Origin of the sequence: Portibacter marinus (genome assembly GCF_021533195.1) — a bacterium.
Classification (GTDB): domain Bacteria; phylum Bacteroidota; class Bacteroidia; order Chitinophagales; family Saprospiraceae; genus Portibacter; species Portibacter marinus.
The window spans coordinates 454567-470814 of sequence record NZ_JAJNKB010000003.1; the positions used below are offsets into that span (position 1 = coordinate 454567).

14 protein-coding genes are annotated in these 16248 nt (G+C 39.6%); 7 read left to right on the forward strand and 7 right to left on the reverse strand.

Features of this window, described 5'->3' with window-relative positions; all coding sequences use genetic code 11:
* Window positions 1-2: 2 nt before the first annotated feature.
* From L2567_RS09605 to L2567_RS09615, 3 genes are read right to left on the reverse strand one after another with little or no spacing between them, the layout of a single operon-like run.
* Window positions 3-1397, reverse strand: coding sequence for an NAD(P)(+) transhydrogenase (Re/Si-specific) subunit beta (locus L2567_RS09605; RefSeq protein WP_235297543.1), 1395 nt, complete (start codon window positions 1395-1397; stop codon window positions 3-5).
* A gap of 2 nt (window positions 1398-1399) precedes the next feature.
* Window positions 1400-1714: an NAD(P) transhydrogenase subunit alpha gene (locus L2567_RS09610; RefSeq protein WP_235297544.1), complete on the reverse strand. Its 315-nt coding sequence runs from the start codon at window positions 1712-1714 to the stop codon at window positions 1400-1402.
* Window positions 1715-1717: 3 nt separating this feature from the next.
* Window positions 1718-2782 carry an NAD(P) transhydrogenase subunit alpha gene (locus tag L2567_RS09615; RefSeq protein ID WP_235297545.1) on the reverse strand — a complete coding sequence of 355 codons (1065 nt, stop codon included), beginning with the start codon at window positions 2780-2782 and terminating at the stop codon, window positions 1718-1720.
* A 283-nt stretch (window positions 2783-3065) separates the two neighbouring features.
* Between L2567_RS09615 and L2567_RS09620 the strand changes: the two genes are divergently transcribed.
* The 3 genes from L2567_RS09620 (at window position 3066) to L2567_RS09630 (ending at window position 8176) form a co-directional block, all read left to right on the forward strand.
* Complete coding sequence (locus tag L2567_RS09620; protein WP_235297546.1) at window positions 3066-5393, forward strand: M43 family zinc metalloprotease; 2328 nt, start codon at window positions 3066-3068, stop codon at window positions 5391-5393.
* A gap of 122 nt (window positions 5394-5515) precedes the next feature.
* On the forward strand, window positions 5516-7435 hold the full coding sequence (gene thrS, locus L2567_RS09625; RefSeq protein WP_235297547.1) for a threonine--tRNA ligase: 1920 nt from the start codon (window positions 5516-5518) through the stop codon (window positions 7433-7435).
* The gene (locus L2567_RS09630; RefSeq protein WP_235297548.1) at window positions 7436-8176 is read left to right on the forward strand and encodes a glycosyltransferase family 2 protein; all 741 of its coding nucleotides are present in this window, start codon (window positions 7436-7438) and stop codon (window positions 8174-8176) included. It begins immediately after the preceding gene.
* 24 nt (window positions 8177-8200) lie between these two features.
* Here L2567_RS09630 and L2567_RS09635 read toward each other — a convergent pair whose 3' ends face one another.
* The gene (locus tag L2567_RS09635; protein ID WP_235297549.1) at window positions 8201-8890 is read right to left on the reverse strand and encodes a TIGR04283 family arsenosugar biosynthesis glycosyltransferase; all 690 of its coding nucleotides are present in this window, start codon (window positions 8888-8890) and stop codon (window positions 8201-8203) included.
* Between the two features lie 71 nt (window positions 8891-8961).
* On the opposite strand from L2567_RS09635, the gene L2567_RS09640 reads away from it, so the two are divergent.
* The gene (locus L2567_RS09640; protein WP_235297550.1) at window positions 8962-9726 is read left to right on the forward strand and encodes a DUF547 domain-containing protein; all 765 of its coding nucleotides are present in this window, start codon (window positions 8962-8964) and stop codon (window positions 9724-9726) included.
* Here L2567_RS09640 and L2567_RS09645 read toward each other — a convergent pair.
* The 3 genes from L2567_RS09645 to L2567_RS09655 form a co-directional block, all read right to left on the reverse strand.
* Window positions 9703-10110, reverse strand: coding sequence for a hypothetical protein (locus L2567_RS09645; RefSeq protein WP_235297551.1), 408 nt, complete (start codon window positions 10108-10110; stop codon window positions 9703-9705). The two genes, L2567_RS09640 and L2567_RS09645, sit on opposite strands and share 24 nt — an antisense overlap.
* A 106-nt stretch (window positions 10111-10216) precedes the next feature.
* The gene (locus L2567_RS09650) at window positions 10217-11284 is read right to left on the reverse strand and encodes a BamA/TamA family outer membrane protein (protein ID WP_235297552.1); all 1068 of its coding nucleotides are present in this window, start codon (window positions 11282-11284) and stop codon (window positions 10217-10219) included.
* Complete coding sequence (locus tag L2567_RS09655; RefSeq protein WP_235297553.1) at window positions 11281-12249, reverse strand: GSCFA domain-containing protein; 969 nt, start codon at window positions 12247-12249, stop codon at window positions 11281-11283. Before L2567_RS09655 ends, L2567_RS09650 begins: the two co-directional genes overlap by 4 nt.
* Before the next feature lie 34 nt (window positions 12250-12283).
* On the opposite strand from L2567_RS09655, the gene L2567_RS09660 reads away from it, so the two are divergent.
* From L2567_RS09660 to L2567_RS09670, 3 genes are all read left to right on the forward strand, one after another.
* Window positions 12284-13600 (forward strand): YbjN domain-containing protein, encoded by a 1317-nt coding sequence (locus L2567_RS09660; RefSeq protein WP_235297554.1) that lies wholly within the window; start codon window positions 12284-12286, stop codon window positions 13598-13600.
* Complete coding sequence (locus tag L2567_RS09665; protein WP_235297555.1) at window positions 13584-14666, forward strand: trypsin-like peptidase domain-containing protein; 1083 nt, start codon at window positions 13584-13586, stop codon at window positions 14664-14666. The genes L2567_RS09660 and L2567_RS09665 overlap by 17 nt, the downstream gene beginning before the upstream one ends.
* Window positions 14667-14762: 96 nt before the next feature.
* Window positions 14763-15809, forward strand: coding sequence for a PorP/SprF family type IX secretion system membrane protein (locus tag L2567_RS09670; RefSeq protein ID WP_235297556.1), 1047 nt, complete (start codon window positions 14763-14765; stop codon window positions 15807-15809).
* Window positions 15810-16248: the final 439 nt, after the last annotated feature.

Below are 16248 nucleotides of genomic sequence, written 5' to 3' on the forward strand. Positions count from 1 at the left end.
TCCTATCCTAAAGACTTAATTTCATCTACCAATTTATTAATACTATCCTTTGCGTCTCCAAAAAACATAGAAGAATTGTCGTTGAAGAAAAGTGGATTTTGAATACCTGCATATCCAGGGCTCATGCTTCTTTTCATTATAATCACATTCTTCGCTTCCCAGACTTTTAATACAGGCATTCCATAGACTGGACTTCCAGGATCATCTAATGCTGAGGGATTGACCACATCATTAGCACCTACGATGACGACAACATCTGTGGCAGGTAACATCGCATTCGCTTCATCCAGATCTTTCAACTTAGAATAGGGAACATCTGCCTCAGCTAACAAGACGTTCATATGTCCCGGCATACGACCAGCTACCGGATGTATGGCATAGTTAACATCGACATTATTTTCCGCCAGAAGTTCGTCCAGTTCTTTACACACCTTTTGAGCCTGGGCCACTGCTAATCCATATCCTGGTACGATCATCACCGAGGTGCTGTAATTGAGCATTACTGCCGCGTCATAGGAAGACACCTCCTTTGCTACCTTTCCATCCATAGAATCTCCGGCACTTGAACCGCTGCCGGCACTCCCAAACCCACCGATGATAACATTGAGCAATGACCGATTCATGGCCTGACACATCAGTACGGTCAAAATGGTACCTGAAGCACCTACCAAAATACCACCAATGATCATGATCTGATTACCATAAATAAATCCCGCAGTTGCAGCTGATATACCTGTCAAAGAATTCAACAAAGAAATCACCACAGGCATATCTGCTCCGCCAATAGGAGCAACAAAGGAAAATCCATAGACTAAGGAAAGAATGATCAAACCAACTAATAAAGCCTGCGATGGTGCCATCGTATAAAGCACTGCTATCACAAGTGTCGCAACAAGCAAAATCAGGTTGATATAGGTATGCCCTGGAAGAATGACATTTTTGTCTCTGACCTTACCGTCGAGTTTAAGGTAAGCCAAAATACTGCCTGTAAAAGAAACTGCTCCAACGATAAGCGTGAAAACGGAAATCGCTATGCCCAACTTGTAGTCGGCAGAAGCCTTAAACATTTCAAGTACTGCAAGTAAAACAGCACATGCACCTCCAAGTCCATTAAAGATCGAAACCAGCTGGGGCATTGCTGTCATTTGAACCCTTTTTGCAGCCATCCACCCTATGGCAGAACCGATGAGCATGCCACCGGCAATCCAGCCATAATTTACTGCTGGCGTTTCTCCACCTAGCGGGTAAATTAGAGCTATAACTATGGCACCCACCATGGCGATACCGGCTAATATGTTTCCCTTTCTGGCAGTTGCAGGTGTGCTTAATCTTCTCAGTCCGGTTATAAAAGCAATCGCAGCCAATAAAAATCCAACATCTAGTAAAGTCTTATACATATCTAGGCCTTTTTCTTTTTCTTAAACATTTCCAGCATTCTATCAGTCACTGTGAATCCGCCCACAACATTGATCATGGCCAGGATAATACCCAGTGTTCCGAAAACCAAACTGATCATATCATCAGGTTCTGCAGTTCTAATCAAAATAATTGCTCCGATAATGACTACTCCGCTGATGGCATTGGCACCTGACATCAAAGGTGTATGCAATACGGTAGGCACCTTCGATATGACCTCAAAGCCCAATAATACTGTAAAGGCAATCAGGTATATGTATATAAGATTAGCTCCTATAAACTGTGTTAATTGTTCCATTGGTTAAATTTTGCTTTTTGCTAAGATTTCGTTGTCTTCGTCATAGTGTAACTGACCATCCTTGACCATGATATTGACGAAATTGAAAATGTTATTGCTTAGGAGGATGGAGGAGTCTTGAATCATATGATCTGCAAGACTTGAATTTCCTACGACCGTCACCCCGGAATGTACGATGGTTTCTCCATCTATAGAAACTTCACAATTGCCACCTGTGGAAGAGGCCAGATCTATGATCACAGAACCTGACTTCATTTTTTCAACCGTTTCCTTCAGGACCAATTTGGGTGCAGGTCTTCCCCTTAGTTGAGCAGTAGTGATGATTATGTCAGCATTAGCCGCTCTTTTTTGAACTTCTGCCTGTTGTCTTTGAATAAACTCTTCAGATTGCTGAACTGCATACCCGCCTGCGTCCTTATCATCAGCTGCACCTTCCACCTCTACAAACTTTGCTCCCAGAGATTCCACTTCTTCTTTTGACGCTGCTCTTACATCGAAAGCCTCCACCATGGCGCCTAATCTCCTGGCTGTCGCAATGGCTTGAAGACCAGCGACCCCTGCTCCTATAACTAATACTTTCGAAGGTTTTATACTTCCTGCAGCTGTAATCATCATAGGCAAATATCTGGGGAGCATTTCTGCTGCCTTTAATACTGCTTTGTAGCCTGCCACTGATGCCATAGAACTGAGTACATCCATAGATTGGGCGAGTGTCGTTCTTGGAATCATATCCATACTGAAAGTTTTAAATGGATACTTCTCCATTTGGGCGACAACTTCAGGTTTATTGTATGGTTCCAGTAATGAAATAAAGTGTGCTTCAGGTTTGATTTGAGCCAATTCCTCCGGACTTAATGGATCTGAACTGTACACAATTTCCGAATCACTTAATATTTTGCTTCTTTCTGCGAATTCTACCCCATCGTATTTAGAGATATCAAAATGTGCCGCCTCCTGAATCCCATGTTCAGCTAAAATTTTTACACCTATCCCATCATACTTACGTATTAGATCAGGAGCAATGGGGCATTTTGCATCACTTGTCCCTTTAAGAAATCCTATGTTCATCGTTTCCAATTGTTTTCTAAAGCCAAAGTAATTACAAAAAATGACAAATTTCCTTCAGGCGCTAATAAATTCTTACCATATTGAAAAAATTAATATTTGTTATTTTAGTAATATAAACATATTTATAATTGTCCTAGTAAGATTATTTTTGTTTTTATTTTGCAAAACTGCTTTTCCGCGCCAAAATTATTTATATATTAGCGCTCCCTCCTACACTTAAGCCTTTCTTTTCAGGAACGTACACCACTTCAAATGGTGTGATTTTATCAACCAACTTTCAGAGATGAGAAGACTTCTATTCCTATTGGTCATAGTTACCCTCTGCTCTTTTAACACGAACGCCCAAAGAAATTGTGGTTCAATGGATCTTCTAGAACAACATTTACAGGAAGATCCCAAACTGCAGCAAAAAATACATCAGATCGAACAGGCTACCAAAGCTTTTTTGAATAAAGAGGCCCGACTTCGATCTACATCTTTAATCACCATTCCAGTAGTGGTGCATGTGGTGCATAAATATCCTGTCGAAAATATCAGTGATGAGCAGGTATTTTCTCAGATAAGAATTTTGAATGAGGATTTCAGGCGCATGAACAGCGATGCAGTGGATACACCAAGTGAATTTCTGCCTGTCGCATCTGATATAGAAATTGAATTTTGTCTGGCTACTGTGGACCCAAACGGGAATCCTACCAGTGGTATTACCAGAACTTTCACAAGCAAAGCTAGTTTTGGCACCAACGACGATGTGAAGTCATTTTCAAGTGGTGGAAAAGATCCATGGCCGGCAACCGAATATTTGAATGTCTGGGTCTGTGACATCGGAGATGGTGTGCTTGGCTATGCCCAATTTCCGGGTGGGTCTCCCGCAACTGATGGAATCGTTAACGACTATCGATACTTTGGGGACATTGGTACGGCAATAGCCCCATTTGACCGAGGAAGAACCATGACTCACGAAGTTGGTCACTACCTCAATCTCAGACACATTTGGGGCGACGGAAATTGCAGCAGCGACGATTTTGTTAGCGACACACCGCGGTCCAGTGGTCCCAATTATACCGGTTCACCATGTATTTATCCAGGACCGAATTCATGCAACGAAGGAGGTAATGATCAGGCCGATATGTTTCAAAACTATATGGATTATTCAGATGATGGTTGTATGAACCTTTTTACTTTAGGTCAGAAGTATAGAATGAGAGCACTTTTTGAAGTTGGTGGTGCCAGAGCTTCCTTACTAAACAGTCAGGGATGTGGCGAACCTATAGATCCAACTTGCTATGATGGAATTCAGAATGGTGAAGAGTCTGGAATTGATTGCGGCGGACCTGATTGTATCCCCTGTCCACCCGGCCCTACTTGTTCAGATGGAATTCAAAATGGTGAAGAAACAGGAATAGACTGTGGAGGGCCGCTCTGTGTTCCCTGCCCATGTGCCGGCTCAGATGTAGAAATTGTCATCATTTTAGACAACTATCCGGAAGAGACCACCTGGACATTGAATGATTCCACTGGAATTGTTGTAGCCTCGGGTGGAGACTATGGTACAGAGCCAGACGGATCAACGGTGATTACCGATCTTTTCCTGGTCAATGGCTGCTACCAATTCAATATTTTTGATGCATATGGCGATGGCATTTGCTGCAATTTCGGCGAAGGCTTCTACTATATAACAGTGGCTGATACCATAGTTGGATACGGTGGAAATTTTACAACATCTGACAGTGTCCAGTTTTGTGTAGAAAGGACCATCGCAAGTACTTGCGAAGATGATAATCAAAACGGAGATGAAACAGGAATTGACTGTGGTGGAACAGTTTGTAATCCATGTCCTCCTGATTCATGTACGATGATTGTCATTGATTCTGAAGACTTTGAACAAGGTTTTGGGATATGGAATGATGGAGGCAGTGATTGTGCCTTATATGGTAACAGTTCTTATGCCAGTTCCGGTGATCGATCCATCAGATTAAGAGACAATACAGCCCAATCCGTCTTGACCAGTGATCCCATTGATCTTAGTAGTTATGAGCAGTTGGAATTATCATTTGCTTTCTATGCGAGGAGCATGGAAAAGGATGAGGATTTTTGGTTGCAGCTAAGTACCGACGGTGGTTTGACCTTTGAAACGATTGGAGTATGGGTAAGTGGAACAGACTTTCAAAACGATGTTTTAGATACTGTAACTGTTTCGATTAAAGAGACTACCGATACGCATTCAATCTTTAGATTCAGATGTGACGCAAGTGCCAATAGTGATCAAATTTATCTGGATGACATCACTCTTATAGGTTGTCAGTCAGAAACATGGACAGAAAAGCAACATTTTACCCAGGAAGCAAGCCCATTGTCAGTATCTGATTTAAATATTTACCCAAATCCAGCCTCTGACCAACTGAATGTCCATTTTGCACTGGAAGAGCCTGGAGAGTTTCAATTGGGTCTATTTAACGCAGAAGGTAAAAATTTATATGCCGATCAGATGAGAGGAGAAAAAGGCAACAATGAACTAAACATTGACCTGAAAGAATACAAAGCAGGTGTTTATTATCTCTACATTGAACACCATGATGAACACCTTGTAAAAAAGTTTGTCATTATACAATAGGTTACCCCCCGCGTAGCCAAGGTTTTTAACACTTCAGTCAGGCAATCATAATATGTTTGCCTGACTTTTTTTATCCCATAAAAATCCTAATTTTGCTTTTTCATCTTAGAAAAAGAGATTATATGATAAATATTACCTTTCCGGATGGGAATGTCAGACAGTATGAGGAAGGGACTACTGCATTAGAGATTGCTCAATCTATCAGTGAGGGATTAGCCCGAAATGTACTTTCTGCAGAGGTCAATGGTGAAATTTGGGATGCTACCAGACCCATACCTGAAGATGCAAAAATCAAGCTTTTTACGTGGAGGGATAGGGAAGGTAAAACAACATTTTGGCATTCAAGTGCTCACTTAATGGCTGAAGCCTTGGAATCACTTTACCCCGGCACGAAGTTCGGAATTGGACCTGCAATAGAAACCGGTTTCTATTACGATGTTGACATGGGTCAAGAAACATTGACCCCTGAAGACCTTCCTCGCATTGAGCATAAAATGTTAGAATTAGCAAGAGAAAAAAATGGGTATGTTAGAACCGAAGTTCCCAAGGACGAAGCTGTAGCTTATTTTAAAGATAAAGACGACGAATATAAGTTAGAATTGATAGAAGGTCTGGAAGATGGCAAGATCACATTCTATACCCAGGGGAATTTCACCGATCTATGTAGAGGACCACATATTCCAGACACCGGACCTATTAAGGCGGTTAAATTGACCAGCCTTGCCGGTGCTTACTGGAGGGGTGATGAAACGAGAAAACAGCTAACCAGGATTTACGGTGTAACTTTTCCTAAACAGAAGGAATTAAAAGAACACTTAGCATTAATCGAAGAGGCTAAGAAAAGAGACCACCGAAAACTGGGACAGGAACTTGAATTGTTCATGTTTTCGCAGCGTGTCGGATCCGGCTTACCTATGTGGCTGCCCAAGGGTACACAGATCAGGGAGCGGTTGCAAAATTTCCTGAGACAGCAGCAAGAGAAAGCAGGTTATCAAATGGTGGTCACACCCCATATTGGACAGAAAGAGCTTTACATCACTTCAGGCCATTACGAAAAATATGGCGAAGACAGCTTTCAACCTATAAAAACCCCAAGGGAAGGTGAGGAATTTTTACTTAAACCCATGAACTGCCCTCATCATTGTGAAATTTTTGCCAATCGTCCCAGGTCCTACAAAGAATTACCATTAAGAATAGGGGAATTCGGCACAGTATATAGATATGAGCAAAGCGGTGAACTTCACGGTCTGTCCAGAGTACGAGGATTTACACAAGACGATGCCCACCTATTTTGTACAAAAGAACAAGTCAAGGGTGAGTTTTTATCCGTTTTGGCTCTCACTAAGCAAGTATTAGAGAAAATGGGTTTTGAAAACTACACAGCTCAAATTTCTCTCAGGGATCCCGACACACCGGAAAAATACATTGGCTCTGTGGAAAACTGGGATTCTGCCGAGCGCGCGATCATAGAGGCTACAAAGGAGGTGGATATGGAAACCACCACAGTATTGGGCGAAGCGGCTTTTTACGGTCCTAAACTCGATTTTATGGTAAGGGATGCCTTGGGCAGATCCTGGCAATTGGGTACCATTCAAGTTGATTATAATCTTCCTGAAAGATTCGAACTGGAATATATAGGAGCTGACAATAAACCGCACCGTCCAGTTATGATTCATCGCGCACCATTTGGATCCATGGAAAGATTTATGTCCATATTAATTGAACACACAGCAGGCAAGTTTCCACTTTGGCTTACTCCTGACCAATATGTTATCATACCAGTATCTGATGTTTTTCTACCTTATTGCAAAGAACTGGTCGAGCGACTTGCTGTTCACGATATTAGAGGTTTTATAGACGAAAGAAATGAAACCATTGGCAAAAAAATCAGGGACAACGAACTTCAAAAAATCCCCTTTCTTCTCATTATAGGGGAAACAGAGGTGGAAAGTAATACCATCGGAGTCCGAATTCAAGGAGAGGGCGATAAAGGGACCATGCCTTTTGATGAGTTTGTATCCTACTTTAATAATTTGCTGTAAATGTACAAAGGTAGGAAAGTTGTCGTTGTTTTGCCAGCCTATAATGCTGCAGCTACACTTGAAAAAACGGTGGCTGAAATTCCTTCCGATCTGGTAGATGAAGTTATTCTTTGTGACGATGCGAGTACAGATAATACGGTAGAAAAGGCCAAGGAACTGGGCATCAAACACATCATAAGTCATGAAAAAAACAAAGGGTATGGTGGCAATCAAAAGTCACTTTACAATAAGGCCCTCGACCTGGGTGGCAACATAGTAATCATGCTCCATCCCGATTATCAGTATACCCCTAAACTCATACCTTCTATGGTCAACATCATTGGCGAAGAATTGTATCCGGTCGTTTTAGGTTCGAGAATATTAGGAAAGGGGGCGTTAAAAGGAGGTATGCCTTGGTACAAATATGTTGCCAATCGACTTTTGACTTTCATCCAAAATCTGATGATCAATTACAAACTTTCAGAATACCATACTGGATACAGGGCATTTAGTGATGATGTTTTGCGTTCCATTAATTTTAATGCCAATGACGATGACTTTGTATTTGACAATGAGATGCTAAGTCAAATCATCTTTAAGGGTTTTGATATAGGTGAGGTCACTTGTCCTACCAAGTACTTCGAGGAAGCGAGTTCCATCAATATTCCACGATCCATTAAATACGGATTAGGAGTATTAAGAGTATCCGTCATACATTTGCTGAATAAAATGGGAATGATGAGGTCAGAAATTTATAAGTAGTAGCGTTCTTTCGAAGCTTTCGCATTAAAGTAGTTTTCTATTCAAGTCGATCATTCTGTCTTGAGCTTGTATGCCCTTTCTGAGGTAAAGTATAAATATGGAAAAATTGACATAATTTACTTTCCACCATGAATTTCGTTCATATTTTCTGGCAGAAACTACCAGAGGTTCCTTGATGATGGTAAATTTCAGTCCGGTCTTTTTTGCTCTTCTAAAGAAATCGAAGTCTTCCATTATTCTCCACTTTGTATTGAAACCACCTAAGTGCTGAAAATTTTGCTTTTTAATAAATAAAGATTGATCTCCTCCTCCCGCAAATAATCCATCGAATCGCGTAAAAAAAGAATTCATTTTGAGCATCCATTTCGATGAATTGAATTTATAAGAAAAAATTCCAAATTGATTTTCTGCCAAAGCTTCCTGAATTTTGACAATAAAGTTAGCAGGGGGACGCGCATCCGCATGTAGAAAATAAAGAATATTATGATCGGCATGTTGGGCTCCGTAGTTCATTTGAAAGGCTCTGGAAGCTTTAGGCGATTTGATTGCTTTTACTCCCAATTTTTCTGCTGACTTGCATCCCTTGTCTTCCGAAGTGGGGGCATCACAGATGATGATTTCAATATCTTCACCTGACCTACAAGAACGAATATGTTGAATCAAATCACATATATTGGCTTCTTCATTAAAGGTAGGGACTATGACACTTATCATCTATTCAAAAAATTAAACGAACAATCCGATTTCCTATTCATTTACGTACTTGATTAAAAAGATAGATTTCTATGAGAAAATATATTTGTACAGCAATTCTTACAGTTTTTGTTAGTTTCACAAGCTTGACTGCCCAATATGAAGACAATATGATAAAGTTATCACAAGACTTTCTAAAAGCACTGCAAGATAAAAAACCCACAGAAGAATATAAGAAGGTTTTGGCTGATATTGATCTTGATAAGCTTGCCTCCCAGATAGATACTGACAGAAAACGACTGGCTTTCTGGATTAACATCTACAATGCATATATTATGGATATACTCAAGGATGCTCCTGGCAAATATGACGATCGTGGCGAATTCTTCAAAGCAGATCAAATAAAGATTGCCGGAAAAAATGTAAGCTTTGATGATATTGAGCATGGTGTCATCAGAAGCTCGGTCCTTAAATTATCATGGGGTTATTTTAGCAAATGGTTCGTTTCAGAGTGGGAACGTAAACTCAGAACTGATCATAGAGATTATCGTATCCATTTTGCCTTGAATTGTGGTGCCAAGTCATGTCCGCCAGTGGCCATCTATGATGATCAGACCATCAATGAAGATTTAGAAGAAATAACGGAGCAATATCTTACCAGAGTAAGTGAATATAAAGAAGAAGAAGATAAGGTGATCACCACTCCGTTGATGAGTTGGTTCAGAGGAGATTTCGGCGGGAAAAGCGGTTCTAAAGAGATATTGGAAAAGTTCGACATTATCCCTAATACTGATGTAGAACTCGAATTTGGTGACTATGACTGGACCCTGGACTTATTTAATTTCACTACGATTTAAGGAAGTACTCATCTTCCATTCGATGTTGATCAGTATCAATACGATGATAATTTCTATAATGAAATAAGTATATCCGATATAGGTCAATGATGCCTTGTGAATTACAATCATGATAAGGGTTACCAAACAGTAGGATAGGTTCAGTAGCGCAATGATTTTGAGGTAAGAACTTGGATATTTTAGTTTGCTAAAATGACAGGTAAAAGAATATACGGCGAACATCAGTCCTGCCACTGCCAATAGTCTTAAAACATGAATGGGCATCCCGATATAGAATTGGAAGTATGGCAATACAACTCCGACCATTAGTGCAGTGATCAATGCACCTATTGCGTCAATCAAGAAGACATTTTCAATGTTAATTCTATTGAGTAGGAAAATCACTCACTATAAATTTCTTACTCACCAAAATACGAAATGATTCTGTAGCATAACCAATGAATAGGTATGTAGATTCAACCCAGAACGTATAAACATGATCATTCCTAATCTAAAACGCCTCACCAAAAGTAATGTACAGTCCGGAGGTGTTTTTCCCAATGGCATAATCTAAGCGAGCGTTCAATCGATCCTCCTCATTAATCATGTATCTTAATCCTAATCCTGCATTCCATTTAGTAAGTGCAGGATTGATCTTATCCAATGAAGGTCCCACATTCCCAAGGCTTCCGAAGACAACAGCTCCAAATCTTCTCCAGATCTGAAATCGATATTCTGATTGAAACATCATCAATGCATTATCGCGATAATATCCTTCATAATAGCCTCTGGCTTTCTTCGTGCCACCGTATAGAAGATATTCCTGAAAAGGCGGTGTTCCAAAGGTGGTACCTCCATATAGATTGAGGGCCAATACTTGTCCCTTTGCCAATGGTATGTACTTAATAATGTCAGACGTGATTCTGCTGAAGCTGAAATTACTTCCTAACAGCGCGCCGTTATGTTCAAAAGTGGTCGTAATAAACCAACCTTTTGTGGCGCTGAAGTTGTAATCTCTTGAATCATAGGTATGCACGAGACCCCCAAGTGAAATCAAACTTCCTTGATATCCTGGCACCTTTTGATTCAACAACGCTCCTTCCGGATCCAATTCCACAACCCTGTAGTCATCGAAATTATATTTAACACCAACAAAATGATTCCCATAAAACCGATAAAGAGCATTGATTCGAAACCTGGGGAAATTCACCGTAAATACTTCAAAGTCCTCCCGATATTCAGGCCCAATTCCGTAATAGTTAAAGAAATAGCGAAAGTATCCCACTTCTCCTTTGACCACATAGGTGTTCTTACCCCAGTTGAATTCAAATGGCAAATAGGTCAGAAGTTGATTCTGTAAGGTATAGGCACCTCCTAAAAGCATGGTTGAAGGCCTGTAGGAGCTATCTTGCAAATAAAAATTGGCATTGACCAATCCTCCAAAGCCCAATCCAGTCTCCGGTGTGTAAAAAGCAAATGGCAAAGCACTCCATTGAACTTTCTTTTCTTTTTTATCCTGACCATAGATTGAAAAGCATATGAATAATATGCAGATGAACAGCAGACTTTTTTTCTTCACTTATTGATTCTTTTCATAACCTCTTGTTTCTCTTCTTCTAAATCTACTGTCGAATGTGCCTGTAGGGTTTTTATTCTTTCTAATAATTTATTTAGAAATGCCAAATGATTTTCAGAATCCTTGAAAAATGGTCGATGAGCCAGATCACGCTTAATGTCAAATATTCTCTTTCTCAATTCAGATTCCTGAGCATTAAAACATTGACCTATAAAAAAATTAAGAATATAATCAATGGCTTTCTTCGTAGGATGTACCATATCGTCTCTGAAGTACCTGTAATCTCTTAAATCATCCAGCAACAATTCGTAAGAAGGAAAATAGGTTACCCCGTCTAGTTGTGAAGCTGCTAGCAATAGTGTCGATTTACTTAGGTTATTTTCTATCATCCCATCTCTCAAATGTCTAACTGGACTGACGGTGACAATGATATCCATCTCATTATTTAACGCTTTCATTTCTTTGATACCGCGGTGCAAAACCTCTACTACTTCATGCACAGACAGTCTTTTCTTCACAAAATTCTTTTGTGGAACTTTGTGACAGTTATTCACCGCCTCATCAGAATTTAAAAGAAAATAAGTGAATGCAGTGCCCAAACTTAGAATCAAAACATCTGGTGTGCCAAAGTTGCTGGCTTCTTTCTGTTTCAACTTTATTTTCTCTGACACCTCAGTTCTTGATAGACCTGAAAAATCAGAATGAAAATCATAATGGGCGTAAATTCCATGATTCTCAAATATATCCTCCTGTTTCACTTTAACCTGACCTAAGTAATAGTAAATACTTTCCGCCATGGAAATGGGATTATAAGTGATACCGCATGGATTCAAATAAGATTTGAACTTCATCTGAATCAGGTACCTGTGCAAATGCTCAGCAAAGCATGAACCTATACAAAGTATCTTCTTGGAATAATCAATGATCTCTTTTGATTCGTAATTTTTTAGCTCCGTTCTAAATTTCATAGGCTCTAAAGTATTAAAATCTTACTTTTGCCGAATGGGTTTTTTTGACGATTTATTCAACAGAAGCAAGGAGACCGGAAATGGTAGAGAATACTCCCTTGGAAGGTTCAGTGATGCATATAAACCAAGTTCCTATCAGGACATTTGGGAGCAATCCCTTCTTTCCTTTGAAAACGAAAAATATACAGACTCCGTCAAGCTTCTTTTAGAGTTTCTGCTGAACAACGAAAAGGACAATATCTCGTGGAAAGAGGAATCGGAAGTCATCAGATTTGAACTACTTCAGGGTTCAAAGGTAGTCACCGGCCTACTAAACGACACTCATTTTCGAGCGGAGGTGAAAATTGCCAAAACTGCAGACTTAAACATTGGATTAAGTCGAAAACTTCTGGAACGGAATTATTTACTAAAGTTCTCCCGCTTCGCACTGGACGAAAACGATCATATCTTGCTGATTTTTAATAGCTATAAGGTTGACGCAAGTCCCAATAAATTATATCAGGCACTGAAAGAAATGGCTACTCAAGCAGACAAGCTGGATGATTTGTTGATTGATGAATTTAGAGACCTTGAACCCATTAATATAGACCATATCCGTCCACGTTCTGAGGAGCAAAAAGAAAAGCAATACCAGTATTTAATTAAACAGCTGGAGCAATGTTTTGATGAGATAGATAATGGCAAATTGAATATAGATCAATTCCCGGGTGGTCTTTCATTTTTATTGCTGGCCCTAAATTATAAACTGGATTATTTACTAACTCCAGAAGGTTTTCTAATGGATACTCTAGAGCAGAATCACAGAAATTATTTCTCAAATAATCATGGAGAGTTAGGTCGAAAGAATAATATGTTTATCAAGTCCTTCCGAAAAATCCTGGATAGAGAGAAAGAAGAAATTAAAGCAGAATTTTATGATGTGGTAAGTACATTTGGTTTGCCATCGCCGACGCCACATGAGGTTTTGGTTCAACTGATAGACAAGGAACTTGGAAATATACAGTGGTATAAAGACAACAATCACGACGCTATTGCACTTGCCATTCCAGGCTATATTGTAGGGTATAGTTTATTCAGCTATGCTTTGCCTAAACCTGATATGGATCTCTTAGCGCTTTTCTACAGAATCACTGAGAAGGATTTCTTCACTAACAATGCCTTTTACAAAGCTGATAAATTGAATACAAAGAGCATCAAAAAAGAAATCGAGCAAATTGAACAAGAATATCGAAATATCCATCCGCTACTAGAAATAGATCCGGGTATTTTGGATTTTTCCAACATGGTCAATTTCTGTGAAACTTATTTGATAATGATAAAGAATATCACACTGTATGGAGAAGATCGTTGATCAGTTCAAGGATGTTGTTATTCAAATCGCTACACCTTACAGTACTGGTACAGGTTTTTATATCAGTGATTATGACGTCATCGTCACCAATGAGCATGTCGTAAGGGATAATCGAGAGGTTGCCATAAATGGTCGGATGATTGATAAGCAAATTGCTGAAGTTATTTACGTAGACCCCAAATATGACATTGCTTTTATTAAAGCTCCACAGGGTCTTGACGAGCTCAACGTTTCACTAGAGCAGTTAGCTGAACTAAGAGAAGGACATCAGGTCATTGCCATCGGTCATCCATTTGGGCTTAAATATACCGTGACCAAAGGGATCATCAGCAATATGATACATGAGCATATGGGAACCACTTATCTCCAACACGATGCAGCGATCAATCCTGGCAATAGTGGCGGACCACTTGTAAATCTGGATGGCCAAATCATCGGAATAAATACATTTATTATCAGAGACGGTAATAATATTGGCTTCTCACTTCCCGTTAGATATCTGATTGATACGCTTGATGCCTTTAAAGAGGGTCAAAACCAACCTGGAGTCAGATGTAATTCATGTCTGAATATTGTATTTGATGGAGAAGTGGATGAAGGTTACTGTCCACATTGTGGCGCTAAAATCACCATGATTAGTGACATAGATCTTTACGAACCCATAGGAATTTCTAAAATCATTGAGGAAATGTTGACCGAACTTGGCTTCGACGTAGTGCTTTCCAGAAGAGGTCCAAAAAACTGGGAAATAACTCATGGAAGTGCTAAAATCAACATAGCCTACAATGCTAAAAATGGGCTTAATATTTGTGACGCTTATTTATGCGAATTGCCATCAGAAGGTATTCATAAGATTTATAATTACTTACTACGACAAAATCATGAAATAGAAGGCTTTAGTTTCTCGATTAAAGAGCAGGATATTATACTTTCACTTTTAATCTTCGATCAATACTTGAATCAGGAAACTGGCGTTAAGTTATTTAAAGAATTATTTGATAAGGCTGACCATTACGACAACATCCTTGTAGAAGAGTATGGTGCCGTATGGAAAAAGCAAAATTAGTAGCAGAGCACATGGGGGCTTTAATTCGTTATTATGTCTCTAATATGTAATTAAATATTAATTTTGTATTACGTCGAGGCCTTAAAATTGTAGAATATGAGTTTAAAAAATTACATTTTAATTTTCTTTTCGGTACTGATGTGCGCTGGATTGGGTGCTCAAGACATCCACTTTTCTCAGTTCTACATGTCACCCCTCAATCTGAATCCCGCGATGACCGGGGTAATGAATTGTAATACTAGATTTGTTGCCAATTATAGAAATCAGTGGGCCTCTGCTCTGGGTAAATATGCCTATAATACTTATTCCGCCTCCTATGATCAGAAGGTTCCAGTAGGGAGATCTGATTACTTTGGTATCGGTGGATCGTTTTTCGGTGATGTAGCCGGATCTTCAAGATTCGGAACACAGCACGGAGGTCTTTCCCTTTCTTATTCTAAGAAAATGGGAGGTTATAGAAAAAAATCACACTATCTGGTCATTGGGGCTCAAGCTGCATTAGGAAATAGAGGAATAAGACAGGACAATTTACAGTGGGGAACCCAACATGATGGAAATGGTGGTTTTGATCCTACATTAGCAGATCAGGAGAATTTAGCAAGAACAAATTTCCTTTGGGGAGATATCAATGCAGGATTGATGTGGTTCAGCGTTTTGGATCAAAATACAAGTTATTATGTTGGAGGTGCTTTTCATCACCTAAATCAACCCAATCAGTCGTTTTACAGCGGAGTATTTGAGGCGCTAGCCAGTAGATTTACTTTTCATGCGGGTGGTACTTTCTTAGTTAGAAACCGAATTTCTTTGGTACCCAATGTAGTAATGATGTTTCAAGGACCTCACAGAGAATTTAATCTTGGTACCTCATTGAGGTTTGCAATGGGAAGAAGTCAACTAGGAGGTCAATCATGGCAGGCAGGTGCATGGGCAAGAGTTGGTCGTGAGGAAGAAGGTGGTGCGCATATGGATGCCATCATATTGGCGACCAGGTTCGACTACGAGCAGTATGGTATTGGATTCAGCTATGACATCAATGTTTCCTCATTTACAGCTGCTACCCGTGGAAATGGAGCCTTTGAATTTTCATTTATCTACACTGTTTGTGGACCTGAAAACAGAGGGGTTTATTGTCCGAAATTTTAAGTCCACTAATTTGCGAATCAGTCAATTCGCTGAATGATTAATGGCTTAGTCATTTAAGTTTACGTTTCTCTGGCTAAGGGCCAAAGTTATTACAAACAGTTTCTGGAATGTAATCAATCATTAGAGCTATTCCTTGAACATTCTTATTTTCAAAAGCAGTCACGAAATGCATTGCTCGAAGTCTATGTAGATATCCAGCTATAGAAAAACCAATGACCATCAATCTAAGATTTCAACTTCTATATAGTCATGCGTCTAAAATTTACTGATACAGTAAGCAATCGCGAACACTGCCTTTCATCCCTTAAATAGTTCCTGCGCTGCGTTGCTCTGCTGCAGCTCTTAAAGGGAAATGCACATAGAAAACAGCAAATCCCGTATAGCGAATCTCATCTTTTAATCCCTTAAAGAGCTTCCTGCACTGGATTGCTCTGCTGCA